Raw genomic sequence first — 15075 nt, 5'->3', positions numbered from 1 at the left:
CTGATCAGTTAATTTTCCGGGTTGGTATAATATACGCCATTAGCAAAGCCGCGGATTCTCCTACTTACCAAAACAGCGCGTGTTGGGAGTCTAAACCTCCAACCTTTCCATATACTAAGCCTCAGCAGAAATACTGGGGCTTTTTTGTATCTGCTGCTTCTACGAAGTAATGTTGGGTGTAGTGGTCAACTGATATTGGCCACGTTCCTAGAGTTTAACCAGAACAATCGTTCTGATTCATTGGGAGTCAAACCACCGTTGTATTGGTGCGGGCGGAGTTGGCAATAATACCCAATAATGTATCGAGTAATTTCTTGTTGTGCCTCTGCAAAGCTCCGATAACCTACTGTAGGTATCCATTCCGTCTTCAAGCTTCTAAAGAAGCGTTCCATTGGTGCATTATCCCAGCAATTTCCTCGTCGAGATAAGCTTTGCTTGATCTGAAAGCGCCACAGTAATTGCCGATAACTTCGGCTTGTATAATGACTGCCTTGATCACTGTGAAACATGACGCCCTGTGGTTTACCACGAGACTCATAAGCCATGGCAAGAGCCTTACGAGTTAATCGACTATCGGGCGATAATGACATTGCCCAACCAATCGTTTTTCTAGCGAACAGGTCTAAAACTACGGCTAAGTACATCCAACGATAGCCAGTCCAAACATAAGTAACGTCACCAACCCAAACTCTGTTTGGCTCCGTAACTACAAACTGGCGGCCTAAGAGGTTTGGGATCTCAATATGTTCTTGTGATGCTTTACGATACCTGTGTTTTGGCACTTGGCAGCTCACTAGACCAAGGGCTTTCATGAACTTCGTTGCTCTGTAGCGACTCAGGTTAGTTCCCTGACTCGTTATTATGTCAGCAATGGTTCTCGCTCCCGCAGAACCGTTGCTTGCGGCATGTGCCTCGCTAACTAAACTACGGAGCTTTGCTGTTTCGGCATCAATTTCTACTGGACGTTTTCGCCAGTAGTTATAACTGCTTCGATGAACATTGAACACTTCACATAATATTTTCACGCTGTGGCTCTGCTTGAGTTTCTTGATTATCAAGAATTGTTCAGTGAGTCCGACATCAACAGAGCCGTGGCTTTTTTTAATATTTCATTATGCTCTTCAAGGCGAGCTAACTTCTTTTTTAATTCACGTATTTCAATTTGCTCAGGCGTCATCGGCGATGCTTTAGGTGCTTTCCCCTGACGTTCCTCTTTTAGTTGGCGAACCCACTTATCCATCGTGGACTTCCCAACATTCATAGCTTGAGCAGCCTCTGTCACAGAGTGGTTCTGATCTAGAACCAGTTGTGCCGCTTCTAATTTGAATTCAGCGCTAAATAGTCTTCTTGTACGTTTTGTCATAGTGTCACCTGTTAACTTATGAGGTGATGATATCACCTCTAACTAAGTGACCAAATTCAGCGTACCACTACAGGGATAACTAGGCGCTCCTAGCTCACCTGCGTGCTCGAATCTCCGGAGTGCCTACTCATTCCAGCCTTGCCATATTTAAGACTCTAGTCTGCACGTCTCGGCAGAAATGCTAGCGCTTTTTATTCCTGTCATTTTTACAAGTATCACTTGAAGTACCATGTGTTCCTTTAGCTATCTCTATCGAACACTGATTTAGTGCAGCCTTGCTGTATTTAATGACTTAGTTCAAAGCTAAAGCTTTCTGTTCACCACTCATCTAGCTCCGTAGTCCTGTTAATAACTAACGCTATTCTAGCGAGACGTTGAGTCCCGTTATTTTTGTTTCCAGGTGAAAGGTGAAGCCTTTCGATTGAAGCTTATATAACTTGAGAGTGGGTTATTGGGTAGACTAGCGAGTGGGCAGAAGAACTAATTCTCTGTATGACTTAAGCTCCTTAAAGAGTTCTGTCCACCCACATTAAGGCTTTCGATTACTCAAATATTAGCGGTATCAAATATCGATATGAGCTCTATGTTCCACGCATCCCTTTCAACGATAACTTCAGTGAGGGAATTGGCGAGTTTGACTTTCATTAGGTATAAAAAGGCCACCTAAAGTAGGCGGCCTTGGTTGATCTATTTAGATATTAATCTAGCTCTTTCTCTGCTTGTTTTGCTTTCTCTATCATAGGAGTGATTGTTGAGCCTTGAACTAGAATAGAGAACACAACAACGGCGTATGTCATGACAAGGATTATCTCTTTTACATCTATTGCTTTGTCTTCAATTACCCAGATACCTGAAGGGATCGAAAGTGCCATGGCTAATGCTAAGCCACCGCGTAAGCCACCCCAAGTTAGAATCTTAATCGACCACGGGTTGTAAGTTCTAAAGCGTTTAAATCCGATGTAAGACAAGAAAACACTCAAGTAACGTGCACTCAATACTAGAGGGACTGCGAACGCCATTAAGATCCAGTCTTCTTGGTGGAATTTGAATAACAGCATCGACATACCAATTAGTAGGAATAATACGCCGTTTAAGAATTCATCTATCAACTCCCAGAAATGATCTAGGTGATCTTCACTCTCTTTCGAGAATCCGATAAAGCGAGTCCAGTTACCAATCATGATACCTGATACCACCATCGCTAATGGGCCTGATACATGTAGAACTTCAGCAAACGCATAACCAGCAGTTGGGATGCCGATGGTTAATAGCAACTCCATCGAGTGGTCATCGGTATTGCTGATTAGGTAGTGGAATACAAGACCTAAAACAAAACCGTAGACGATGCCGCCAATTGCCTCTTGAACGAATAGCATGGTCACACTACCGACGGTTGGCGCTTCTGTGCCGAATGCGATAGTAAATAGGGTTACGAAGATAACTAAGCCAAAACCATCGTTGAATAGAGACTCTCCCTCGATTTGAGTAGAGATTCTTCTGGGAGCGTCGAGTTTCTTTACTATTGCTAGCACGGCGATGGGATCGGTTGGAGAGATTAGCGAGCCAAAGAGTAGGCAGTAAATCAGATCAAATTGAATACCGATGAACTGGCAAAACCCGTACAGCACAAAACCGATAAAGAATGTTGAAAACAGCGTAGCACCTAACGCGAGTACTGTTATTTCCCATTTCTGGTCTTTTAGGTTTGGTAATTTGATTCCCAAACCGCCTGCAAATAGTAAGAATCCTAATATCCCTTTTAGAAGGAAATCTTCAAAATTGATACTGGCAACGGTCTCTGAGGCAATGTCTGCCAATTGGAACCAATTATTTTGTCCCGCAATGATAATCAATAGAGATAACATCATTGAGCCAGCTGTGATGGCGATGGTTGTCTGCATTTTACCAATTTTTGTATTCACGAAAGCAATAAGCATGGCTGCAGCGGACAAGAAGCATAAGGTGTAATAGACCGACATTGGGATTCCAACATGTAACAAAGTATGAATATGAATTTTCGTTGTCTCATGCTCAAATAGCAAACATTTTTTTGTCATGACTCAGTAATCAATTTCCTTTTTTAGACGTCTAGACTCCTTTTTAATGTGTGATAGGATGGAGGGATAATTAAAGGAATGAGGTTGTACCGTGGGAAGTAATGTAAGGCAAAAGATTGACGCTCTGTTGAAGCAACGAATTTTACTGATTGATGGTGGCATGGGCACCATGATTCAGGATTATAAATTGGAAGAGCAAGACTATCGTGGTGAACGCTTTGCTGATTGGCACAGTGACTTGAAGGGCAACAATGACCTTTTAGTTCTTACACAGCCTAAGCTTATCAAAGATATCCATATGGAGTATTTGGAAGCTGGGGCTGACATCCTCGAAACCAATACCTTTAACGCTACAACCATCGCTATGGCCGACTATGATATGGAAAGCCTTAGTGAAGAGATTAACTTTGCTGCTGCCAAGCTTGCTCGTGAAGCAGCTGATGAATGGACCGCAAAGACCCCAGATAAACCTCGCTTCGTAGCGGGTGTATTAGGCCCTACCAACCGAACTTGTTCTATATCCCCTGATGTAAACGATCCAGGTTACCGTAATGTTAGCTTTGACGAACTGGTTGAAGCTTATTCTGAATCGACTCGCGCGCTCATTAAGGGCGGTTCAGATTTAATTCTTATTGAAACTATCTTTGATACGTTAAACGCGAAAGCGTGTGCTTTTGCGGTTGAATCTGTTTTCGAAGAAGTAGGTATCAGTCTGCCAGTGATGATTTCCGGTACCATCACTGATGCATCAGGTCGTACCCTTTCAGGACAGACGACAGAAGCATTCTACAACGCCCTTCGTCATGTAAAACCAATCTCATTTGGATTGAACTGTGCATTGGGCCCTGATGAACTGCGTGAGTATGTCGGTGAGATGTCTCGTATCTCAGAGTGCAATGTTTCTGCTCACCCTAATGCGGGTTTGCCTAATGCATTTGGCGAGTATGACCTTTCTCCTGAGGATATGGCTGAACATGTTAAAGAGTGGGCTGAAAGTGGCTTCTTGAACCTAATTGGTGGGTGTTGTGGTACTACTCCAGAGCATATCCGTGAAATGGCTGAGGCCGTTGAAGGTGTAACGCCGCGTCAATTGCCAGACTTACCAGTTTCTTGTCGTCTTTCGGGACTAGAGCCACTGACGATAGCTAAAGAATCTTTGTTCGTGAATGTAGGTGAGCGGACCAATGTTACCGGCTCTGCACGCTTTAAGCGCCTTATCAAAGAAGAGCTCTACGACGAAGCCTTGAGTGTAGCTCGAGAGCAAGTCGAGAATGGTGCTCAAATTATCGATATCAACATGGATGAAGGGATGCTAGACGCCGAGGCGTGTATGGTTAAATTCCTGAATCTATGTGCTTCAGAACCTGAAATCTCGAAAGTACCTGTTATGGTCGATTCTTCTAAGTGGGAAGTTATCGAAGCTGGCCTAAAGTGTATTCAAGGCAAAGGCATCGTTAACTCAATCTCTCTAAAAGAAGGCAAAGAGAAGTTTGTTGAGCAAGCCAAATTAGTTCGTCGTTATGGTGCTGCTGTCATCGTGATGGCGTTTGATGAAGTCGGGCAGGCTGATACTCGAGAGCGTAAAGTCGAAATCTGTACCAATGCCTACAACATTCTTGTTGATGAAGTCGGTTTCCCACCAGAAGATATTATTTTTGACCCGAATATTTTCGCAGTGGCTACTGGTATCGATGAGCATAATAACTATGCGGTTGATTTCATTGAAGCAGTAGGAGACATCAAACGCGATCTCCCGCATGCGATGATCTCTGGCGGTGTGTCGAATGTTTCATTCTCATTCCGTGGTAATAACTACGTCCGTGAGGCTATTCACGCGGTATTCCTATATCACTGTTTTAAAAACGGTATGGATATGGGCATTGTAAACGCTGGTCAGTTGGAAATTTACGATAATGTTCCAGAAGATCTGCGTGATGCTGTTGAAGATGTGGTACTAAACCGTCGTGATGATTCGACTGAAAGATTGCTGGATATGGCGACCGAATACCTAGAGCGTGCTGTTGGTAAGGTTGAAGATAAATCTGCATTAGAGTGGCGAACTTGGCCTGTAGAGAAGCGTTTGGAGCACTCTTTGGTAAAAGGTATCACCGACTTTATTGTTGAAGATACCGAAGAAGCTCGTGTTAATGCCTCTCGTCCTATTGAAGTGATTGAAGGTCCTCTAATGGACGGAATGAACGTTGTTGGTGACCTGTTTGGTGAAGGTAAGATGTTCTTACCACAGGTTGTAAAGTCTGCGCGTGTGATGAAACAGGCGGTTGCCCATTTAGAACCATTCATTAATGCATCCAAAGAAGTGGGCGCAACTAACGGTAAGATTTTGTTAGCGACCGTTAAAGGTGACGTTCACGATATCGGTAAAAATATCGTTGGTGTGGTTTTACAGTGTAATAACTACGAAATTATCGACTTAGGTGTGATGGTTTCTTGCGAGAAGATTCTCAAGGTAGCGAAAGAAGAGAATGTCGACATTATTGGCCTGTCTGGGCTGATTACACCGTCTCTTGATGAAATGGTACATGTTGCTAAAGAAATGGAGAGACAGGGTTTCAAGCTGCCTCTTCTGATTGGCGGTGCAACCACATCTAAAGCTCACACAGCAGTTAAGATTGAGCAGAATTATTCAGAACCTGTTGTATACGTAAATAATGCCTCGCGTGCAGTGGGTGTTTGTACTTCACTACTTTCTGATGAATTGAAACCCGCTTTCGTTGAGAAGCTGGATATCGATTACGATCGCGTTCGAGATCAGCACAATCGTAAGAAGCCTCGTACCAAGCCTGTCACGCTTGAAAGAGCTCGTGCCAATAAAGTTGCTATCGATTGGGATGCGTATACGCCACCGGCACCCGCTAAGCCGGGAGTTCACATCTTCAATGATTTTGATGTGGCAACTTTGCGTCAGTACATCGATTGGACTCCATTCTTTATGACATGGTCATTGGTTGGTAAATACCCTGCAATCCTTGATCATGAAGAAGTGGGTGAAGAGGCAAAACGTTTATTCAAAGATGCTAATGATTTACTGGATCGCGTAGAGAAAGAGAAGCTGCTTGAAGCGCGTGGTATGTGTGCCATGTTCCCAGCGAACAGTGTTGGTGATGATATTGAGGTGTATACCGATGAATCTCGTACCGAAGTTCTAAAAGTTCTACACAATCTTCGTCAACAAACAGAGAAACCAAAAGGCTTTAACTACTGTTTGTCTGATTACATTGCGCCAAAAGAAAGCGGTAAAGCGGATTGGATTGGTGGCTTTGCGGTGACGGGTGGTATTGGTGAGCGAGAGCTGGCTGATGAATACAAAGCGAAAGGCGATGACTACAACGCGATTATGATTCAGGCGGTTGCTGACCGATTGGCTGAGGCGTTCGCGGAATATCTGCATAAAGAAGTGAGAAAGGATATTTGGGGTTACTCGCCAGATGAGAATTTGTCTAACGACGATTTGATTCGAGAGAAATACCAAGGTATTCGTCCAGCTCCAGGTTACCCTGCTTGCCCAGAGCATACAGAGAAAGGTACGTTGTGGGAGCTGATGGACGTTGAAAAGGCAATCGATATGTCATTAACGACAAGCTACGCGATGTGGCCTGGTGCCTCAGTGTCTGGTATGTATTTCTCACACCCTGATGCTAGATACTTTGCTATTGCACAGATTCAACAGGATCAAGTGGATAGCTATGCTGACCGCAAAGGTTGGGATATGTTAGAAGCCGAGAAGTGGTTAGGTCCTAACATTAACTAGTTTGAATCTATGATGAGCTTTGATTCGTAAAGTAAAAAGAGAAAGGGTTGCTAAATAGCAACCCTTTTTGTATTTGTGATTTATCTGTCGATGATAAACGGACTTTCTATTCAAATAATTCTTGGTGCAGTTTTTGAATCGCCAACTTAGAAACAGATTCATTTAGTAAGAAGCACAGGTTGTGTGGGCTTGCACCGTAACAAATCATGCGTAGGTTGAAGTCTTCAAGAGTGCCGAAGACCTGCTTCGCATAGCCTTTGCTTTCACTCATGTTGTTACCAATAAGAGCAACAAGGCATAGGTCGTGCTCAATATCCACGGAACACAACTCTTCAAGCTCAAGGCGAGCGGCTTCAGGTAACTCAGGAGCACCACCAGAGGTATCGGTTTGATCGAGTGTTAGTGAAACACTGATCTCTGAAGTGGTGATAAGATCGACCGAGATCTTATGTTTAGCAAGGATCTCGAATACCTTTGCCAAAAAGCCATAGGCATGGAACATATTAGCGCTACGTAGCGTAACCATGGTTTGGTTGCAGCGTAGGGCAAGCGCTCTAAATAGAGGAGAGCTCTCAACTTCTTGACGAATCCAAGTTCCACCGAGCTCTGGCGCTTTAGAAGAGCCGACAAATACCGGTATTTGGTGGCGTAGTGCAGGTACTAGAGTTGATGGGTGCAAGATCTTCGCACCAAAGTTTGCCATTTCCGATGCTTCACTGAAGCTGATCTCTGGGATAGGAGAAGCTTTAGGTGCAATACGAGGGTCTGTGGTGTAGATACCCGGAACATCCGTCCAGATTTCTAAACCAATCGCCTGTACAGATTCGGCAATCAATGCTGCTGAGTAATCACTGCCACCGCGGCCTAAAGTCGTGGTGTTACCTTCGCTATCAGCGCCGATAAAACCTTGGGTAACGACAACTTGTTGTTGGCAAAGTGGAATCAGTTTCTCTTGCGCTAGAGCGGCAATATCTTCTAGTTGAGGTTCGGCTTTACCAAAATCATCATTAGTACGCATCACATCTCTGATATCAAAGCGAACAGCAGGAGTGCCTCGTTCAGAGATGATCTGAGCCAAGATGTGTGTCGACATCAACTCGCCACATGCGACAAGGTGATCCGTCAGTTTAGTACTTGTTTGGAATGATGCGGCCTCTGCAGCGCTCGCAATGTCATCAAGAATGCTGTGGACTTCTTTTTCGATGCTGATTGGATCTGCGAGTTGGTCAAGAATTGCGTTGTGAATGTCCGCTAATTGCGCCATTAGTTCCTGACGACGAGCTTTGTCTTGAACACCATGTGCTAGTTCAACCAGCAAGTTAGTGACACCAGAGCATGCACTACTCACGACCAGTTTCGTGTTTGAGTTGTTTTCAATAATGGCAGCACAACGGCTCATTGCTTCAAAGTTGGCAACACTTGTTCCACCAAACTTAGCGACATTAAAAGAACCAGCTACATTAGATGCACTCACGATATATCTCCCACGACTTCCTAAAATAAAATTACGGTTGGGTAATCCAACGTCCGATGTTTTTCGAAGAGAGTTTTAGAGCAAAAAGAGAGGAATTATTAGAATAGTAACCTCAGAAGCTCTTCACCATATAGAAATGGCGACAGTTGACGGGATTCAGCCCGCTCAACCGATAATAAAGGTCCTGCATACTTTTATTATCTCGGCACTGCTCCCCATAAATGTTTTGTATTGGAAATGCGGTTCCACAAAACATCTGCCTGGGCAGTGCTCCTCTTCTGCTAGATAGCCGTTTCATTGAACGTTTTTGTGGTAACAATGTCAATCCGTAACTTGAGATAATTGAAAAATAATTTTAACAATTATGTGACAGTGGTTTGACCTCAATACTTATGGCTAATTGCTGAGGTAATCAATTTGCTTTAGGGTGGATTGTTCACAACATTAACGTAAGGGATGTACATGTCTAATTTACCACTCACTACTGCTATCGATAGCTTTTATCCACCACACCGAACGTTAATGGGACCGGGTCCTTCAGATATCTCACCTCAAGTGTTACAGGCTTTGAGCCGTCCAACCATAGGTCACTTAGATCCGCTGTTTATTGCGATGATGGATGAGCTTAAACAACTTCTTAAATACGCTTTTCAGACTGAAAACGAATTTACGATTGCCGTTTCTGCACCGGGCAGTGCAGGTATGGAGACCTGTTTTGTTAACTTGATTGAGCCTGGTGAAAAGGTGATTGTTTGTCGTAACGGTGTCTTCGGTGAGCGTATGCGAGAAAACGTGGTGCGTTGTGGTGGCGAAGCCATCCTTGTTGATGACGAATGGGGCAAGCCCGTTTCAGTTGAAAAGGTAGAACAAGCATTGGCAGAAAACCCCGATGCCGTTGCTGTTGCATTTGTGCATGCAGAGACATCAACCGGAGCGTTATCTGATGCTCAAGCTATCTCTGCTGTCGCTCGTCAGTTTGATGCGTTAACGATTGTTGATGCAGTGACATCATTAGGTGGTGTGCCATTGCTGGTTGATGAGTGGCAGCTTGATGCGGTTTATTCTGGCAGCCAAAAGTGTCTGTCTTGTGTGCCAGGGCTATCTCCAGTGACTTTCTCTCAGCGTGCGGTTGATAAAATGAAAGCCCGTAAAGCACCAGTGCAAAGCTGGTTTTTGGATCAAAGTTTAGTATTAGGTTACTGGAGTGGAGAAGGTAAGCGTAGCTACCACCATACCGCACCCGTGAACAGCCTTTATGCTCTGCATGAGTCGCTGGTTTTGTTGAAAAATGAAGGCTTAGATAATGCGTGGTCTCGTCATCATGCGATGCACCAAGAGCTTAAAGAAGGCGTAGAAGCTCTAGGGTTAAAGTTTGTGGTTGATGAAGAGAGCCGCCTGCCGCAGCTTAATGCACTTTATTTCCCAGAAGGAATTGATGAGGCTAAGATCAGAACGCAGCTTTTAGAAGAATATAATCTTGAAATCGGTGCTGGGCTTGGCTCTTTGGCTGGTAAGGCATGGCGTATCGGCCTAATGGGTTACGGTGCTCGTAAAGAGAATGTCGCGTTGTGCCTAAAAGCGCTAAAAGATGTTTTGAAGTAGCTGCATGAACTGAAATTAAAAAGAAAAGCGCACGAGAGATCGTGCGCTTTTTTGTATCTACCCCAAGCTCCTACTGCCTACTAAGTGAAGCTTGCGTTGCGAATTCTTAACATTATTCTGCAGACGAAACGTTATCTTCTGCTTGTGACACTTTCTTATACTGAACCTTTGAAAAGTCTCTGTTAGGGAATAAAAAGTTCGCTTCGCTACGAATTTGCTCTGCTTTACTTTCTTCTCCTAGGCCTTGATACGCCAGAATCAGATTGCTGTAGAAAGCCGGTCTTGGTTTGCTCTTAATGATCTCCAGTGACCAATCGATGTAAGGCTGTATAAGGCTCGGGTCGGCTTTGTAGAGGCCGATATTAAGGTAAGTGCTGTATATATCCCAATCGTAGCGATCTTTCCACACCACTGGGTTCGTTACCTGCTTAAGAATGTCCGGATTTTTCGGCTTAGACAGTTCAAACTTAGTCAGTACATAGTTGGTGTGCAGGGCGCTCAACATATAAAAACTGACCAAAATAGGGAGCACTAAGCTCAACACTCTAAATAGGGTCTTGCTGATGATACTGAACGACTGTTGATAATGTCGGGAAGAGCGCTGATCTACCCAGTAAATCAATATAATGAATGTTATCCAGTGAATCGCCGAGTGGTAAAAAGGATACTCAAGTTGGGAGTGCAACAGGATCGGGATAAATAACGCGAGCAGGGCTAGACGTGTTCCCTTTGCTGAACTTGTTATGCGTGACATCACCAATATTGCAGCAATCAAGATTCCGATGATTGGTACAATCCCCCCTTCAACTCCCCAAAACAGGAACTCATTGTGCGGGTGATCCATTGAAGGAAGACCTGGATGATAGTTCGAGTTGAGTTGATGTTGGCGAGCTGTATATAGCGTGTATTCAGACTCAAATTTCCCGTAACCATAACCTGTAAATGGCTTTTCGATCATCATATCTAAAGCTTGCGGGAACGTATAAGCGCGCGGGCTTTCTAGGTTCGCTTTCTTGCTAGCGAGGCTATCAGTCGCACTTAGGCTGATCACCGAAAAAGCGACGACGACACCGACGAGCACTGATGCGCACCATCCGTAGAAGCGTTTCTTGGTCGAGAACTTGTATAGATAGGGCAGAATGCAGATAAACCCAATGACAGCGGCCAACCATCCGGTACGTGATGCAATGATGATCAGCAAGGGCACGGTTAAGGTTGGAGTTAAATACAGTAGGAATGATTCGCTGATCTTATGGTTATATTTAGCCGGCTGCCTTGCTAAAAGGTAAGCGGACAGCACAAAACCAGTAGCAAGAAAGCTTGCCATTACATTCGGTTGTTGAAATATCCCATATGGTCGGTTTGCAGCAGTGTTGTAGCCAAATAGGTTGCCAGGTTCTAATAAGAAATATTGCACATAGCCAAATAGTGCTTGTATAACAACAGCAAGTACAATGAACCACAACATACGTTGCTTGTGTTTATTGCTGAACTTAAATTGCTGCAGCACCACAAATAAGGCAAAGCCCGCCCACAATCCAAGCAAGCGTCCTGACGCTCCTTGAGGTGCAGCATTGCTGTATAAAATGGGTAGCGTGAGTATGATGCAGCTAATCAACAAGCCAATTGTTAATTTGGAATACTTGAGTACTCGATTGGTCGCGAGTTGGTAAAAGCCAATCGCTAGCGTGAAGCTTAGCGCTAGCCAAGTGGTAGGGTTAAAGGATAGAGCAAGGCCCGAACCACCAGGATTCGGCATAAAAAAATGCATAGCTAACAAGAATACAACAGCTAAAGAAGCCAGAAATGCTTTGTTGAGTGGTAGCTGAGTGACCTGATTTTCTAGCTGAGTACCGCTAGTGTGTATTGTTGCCATAAATCCCTAACCTTATAAAAACAGAGCTTGTTCCTTCTGAAACAAGCTCTGTTACTTTAACATTTTTCTGTCTGCCCGCAGGGCGCTATTTTACACCTACTTCAAATTTAACATAGGCTTAAGGAAGCGAGCAGTGTGTGAACCTTCGACTAACGCCACATCTTCAGGTGTACCCTCTGCAACAATCTCACCACCACCTTGCCCACCTTCTGGGCCAAGGTCTAGGATCCAGTCTGCTGTTTTAACGACATCTAGGTTGTGCTCAATCACGACAACTGTATTACCGTGATCACGCAGTCTATGTAATACCGTCAGTAGCTGCTGGATATCGTGGAAATGAAGGCCTGTTGTTGGCTCATCGAGAATGTATAAGGTTTTTCCCGTGTCTCGTTTAGACAGTTCACGCGCTAATTTAACACGCTGAGCTTCACCACCAGATAAGGTTGTAGCTGCTTGCCCTAAGCGAATGTAAGAGAGGCCAACGTCCATTAAAGTTTGCAGTTTACGAGCGATAACAGGTACCGGGTTGAAGTATTCACGAGCATCTTCCACAGTCATCTCTAGAACTTCGTCAATGGTTTTACCTTTGTAGCGGACCTCTAGAGTCTCACGGTTATAGCGCTTACCTTTACACACATCACAAGGCACATACACATCGGGTAAGAAGTGCATCTCTACCTTGATTACGCCGTCTCCCTGACAAGCCTCACAACGACCACCACGAACGTTAAAGCTGAATCGACCTGGCTTGTAACCACGAGAACGTGATTCCTGAGTGCCCGCGAATAGTTCACGAATAGGGGTGAAAATCCCTGTGTAGGTCGCAGGGTTTGATCTTGGTGTACGACCGATAGGGCTTTGATCTATGTCGATTACCTTATCAAAATGTTCTAACCCTTTAATCTTTTTGTGCTTTGCTGGAACTGCAGTCGTGGCACCGTTTAATTGAGTGTGGGCGACTTTAAAGAAGGTATCGTTGATAAGCGTTGATTTACCCGAACCTGATACGCCCGTAATACAACTGAACAAGCCAACAGGAATTGTCGCGGTCACATTCTTTAGGTTGTTCCCCGTTGCGCCAACGATCTCGACGACCTTTTTCTTGTCGATAGGCGTTCTCTTTTCAGGCACTGCAATTTCTTTAGCACCGCTCAGGTATTGGCCTGTCAAAGAGTTCGGGTTTTCGATGATGTCTTGCATGGTACCTTCTGCCACCACGTGACCACCGTGCACCCCTGCTCCTGGACCGATATCGATAACATGGTCAGCACAACGAATTGCATCTTCGTCATGTTCCACAACAAGTACCGTATTACCTAAGTCTCTCAGGTGAATTAAGGTTTGCAATAGACGTTCATTATCGCGCTGGTGGAGACCAATTGATGGCTCATCAAGTACATACATAACGCCAACTAAACCGGCACCGATTTGGCTCGCCAAACGAATACGTTGCGCCTCACCACCAGACAGCGTTTCAGCACTGCGTGATAGGTTAAGGTAGTTCAAACCAACGTTGACTAAGAAATGCAGACGATCATTGATCTCTTTCATCACTTTATCTGCGATCTGCCCACGTTGACCGTCTAGCTTCAATTCTTGGAAAAATTGTAGTGCGTCAGCAATGCTAAGTTCAACGATTTCCGGAAGTGTTGTATCACCAATGAAAACATTACGAGCTTCTAATCTCAGGCGAGTGCCATCACAGCTAGAACACGACTTGGTTGAGATGTATTTGGCAAGGTCTTCACGCACCGCGCTAGATTCAGTATCACGGTAACGGCGCTCTAAGGTATTTAAAATGCCCTCGAATGGATGACGCTTAACTCGAATATCACCTCGGTCATTGATGTACTTGAATTCCACTTCAGTTCGACCTGATCCTTTTAGAATGATCTCTTGAGTCTTTTTCGGTAGAGAATTAAATGGCGCATACAGATCAAAACCATAATGTTCTGAAAGCGACGTTAGCATCTGGAAATAGTAGTAGTTCTTTTGATCCCAACCTTTTATCGCACCTTCAGCAATGCTTAGGTTCTCATCTAAAATCACTCGGCTTGGATCAAAATACTGTTGAACACCAAGACCATCACACGTACCACATGCTCCTGCCGGGTTATTAAATGAGAACAGGCGAGGCTCAAGCTCTTGCATGCTGTAACCACATTTAGGACAAGCGAAGTTAGCAGAGAATACGATCTCTTCTTGATCCGTTTCGTCCATCCAGCCGACGACAGCGATACCGCCAGAGAGCTCTAATGTGGTCTCGAATGACTCGGCTAAACGCTGTTGAAGATCAGGACGAACCTTGAATCTGTCTACCACAACTTCAATGGTGTGCTTCTTATGAAGTTCAAGTGCTGGTGGATCGGATAGATCACAGGTTTCACCATCAATTCGGGCTCGGATAAAGCCTTGCGCAGCTAAGTTTTCCAGTGTTTTAACATGCTCACCTTTGCGCTCTTTGACAATCGGTGCCATCAACATCATCTTTGAGCCTTCAGGCAGTTCTAAGACCTTATCGACCATTTGACTGATGGTTTGTGCTGCTAGAGGGATGTTGTGGTCTGGACAGCGAGGTTCGCCTACTCGCGCATACAATAATCTGAGGTAATCATAGACTTCGGTAATGGTACCGACGGTTGAGCGAGGGTTATGTGAAGTCGATTTTTGTTCTATTGAGATAGCTGGAGACAGACCTTCAATATGGTCGACATCAGGCTTTTCCATAAGAGATAGAAATTGACGAGCGTAAGCAGACAGAGATTCAACATAACGACGCTGACCTTCTGCGTAGAGTGTGTCAAACGCAAGTGACGACTTTCCTGAACCCGATAATCCGGTGATGACAGTCAGTTTGTCACGTGGAATGGTTAGGTTGACGTCTTTGAGGTTATGCGTACGAGCGCCTCTAATTTCTATTTTATCCATCTCAAT

7 protein-coding genes and 1 riboswitch are annotated in these 15075 nt (G+C 44.5%); of the genes, 2 read left to right on the top strand and 5 right to left on the bottom strand.

The window, feature by feature from the left end; all coding sequences use genetic code 11:
* Positions 1-185: 185 nt before the first annotated feature.
* Positions 186-1363, bottom strand: a protein-coding gene (locus AB4384_RS20195) for an IS3 family transposase (RefSeq protein WP_210448093.1) whose coding sequence is annotated in 2 segments (ribosomal slippage) — positions 186-1105 and positions 1105-1363 — 1179 coding nt in all. Because the reading frame shifts where the segments join, the coding sequence is not laid out codon by codon here.
* Positions 1364-2061: 698 nt separating this feature from the next.
* Complete coding sequence (locus tag AB4384_RS20190) at positions 2062-3342, bottom strand: sodium:proton antiporter (protein WP_017061334.1); 1281 nt, start codon at positions 3340-3342, stop codon at positions 2062-2064.
* A gap of 169 nt (positions 3343-3511) precedes the next feature.
* Here AB4384_RS20190 and metH point away from each other — a divergent pair, with 169 nt between their 5' ends.
* Complete coding sequence (metH, locus tag AB4384_RS20185) at positions 3512-7189, top strand: methionine synthase (RefSeq protein WP_017061335.1); 3678 nt, start codon at positions 3512-3514, stop codon at positions 7187-7189.
* A gap of 106 nt (positions 7190-7295) precedes the next feature.
* Here the strand turns inward: metH and lysC are convergent, their stop codons facing one another.
* Positions 7296-8663 carry a lysine-sensitive aspartokinase 3 gene (gene lysC, locus AB4384_RS20180; protein WP_372054803.1) on the bottom strand — a complete coding sequence of 456 codons (1368 nt, stop codon included), beginning with the start codon at positions 8661-8663 and terminating at the stop codon, positions 7296-7298.
* A gap of 108 nt (positions 8664-8771) precedes the next feature.
* Positions 8772-8949, bottom strand: a riboswitch (Lysine riboswitch).
* Positions 8950-9125: 176 nt separating this feature from the next.
* Between lysC and AB4384_RS20175 the strand changes: the two genes are divergently transcribed.
* A complete protein-coding gene (locus AB4384_RS20175; protein ID WP_017061337.1) occupies positions 9126-10265 on the top strand; it encodes an alanine--glyoxylate aminotransferase family protein in 1140 nt (379 codons plus the stop codon).
* A gap of 112 nt (positions 10266-10377) precedes the next feature.
* On the opposite strand, the gene AB4384_RS20170 is transcribed toward AB4384_RS20175, so the two are convergent.
* On the bottom strand, positions 10378-12141 hold the full coding sequence (locus AB4384_RS20170; protein ID WP_017061338.1) for a PglL family O-oligosaccharyltransferase: 1764 nt from the start codon (positions 12139-12141) through the stop codon (positions 10378-10380).
* Positions 12142-12237: 96 nt separating this feature from the next.
* Positions 12238-15069 (bottom strand): excinuclease ABC subunit UvrA, encoded by a 2832-nt coding sequence (uvrA, locus tag AB4384_RS20165; protein WP_017061339.1) that lies wholly within the window; start codon positions 15067-15069, stop codon positions 12238-12240.
* Positions 15070-15075 lie beyond the last annotated feature (6 nt).

This window comes from Vibrio sp. 10N.261.51.A4 (assembly GCF_041471945.1).
GTDB classification, from domain to species: Bacteria; Pseudomonadota; Gammaproteobacteria; order Enterobacterales; family Vibrionaceae; genus Vibrio; species Vibrio crassostreae_C.
Note: the sequence above shows the minus strand (reverse complement) of the source record. Positions and strands in the feature narration are given on the sequence as shown.

Coding starts and splice junctions, on each gene's coding strand:
- AB4384_RS20190 (WP_017061334.1), bottom strand. CDS start 3,342: ATGTCGGTCTATTACACCTTATGCTTCTTGTCCGCTGCAGCCATGCTT.
- AB4384_RS20175 (WP_017061337.1), top strand. CDS start 9,126: ATGTCTAATTTACCACTCACTACTGCTATCGATAGCTTTTATCCACCA.
- AB4384_RS20170 (WP_017061338.1), bottom strand. CDS start 12,141: ATGGCAACAATACACACTAGCGGTACTCAGCTAGAAAATCAGGTCACT.
- uvrA (WP_017061339.1), bottom strand. CDS start 15,069: ATGGATAAAATAGAAATTAGAGGCGCTCGTACGCATAACCTCAAAGAC.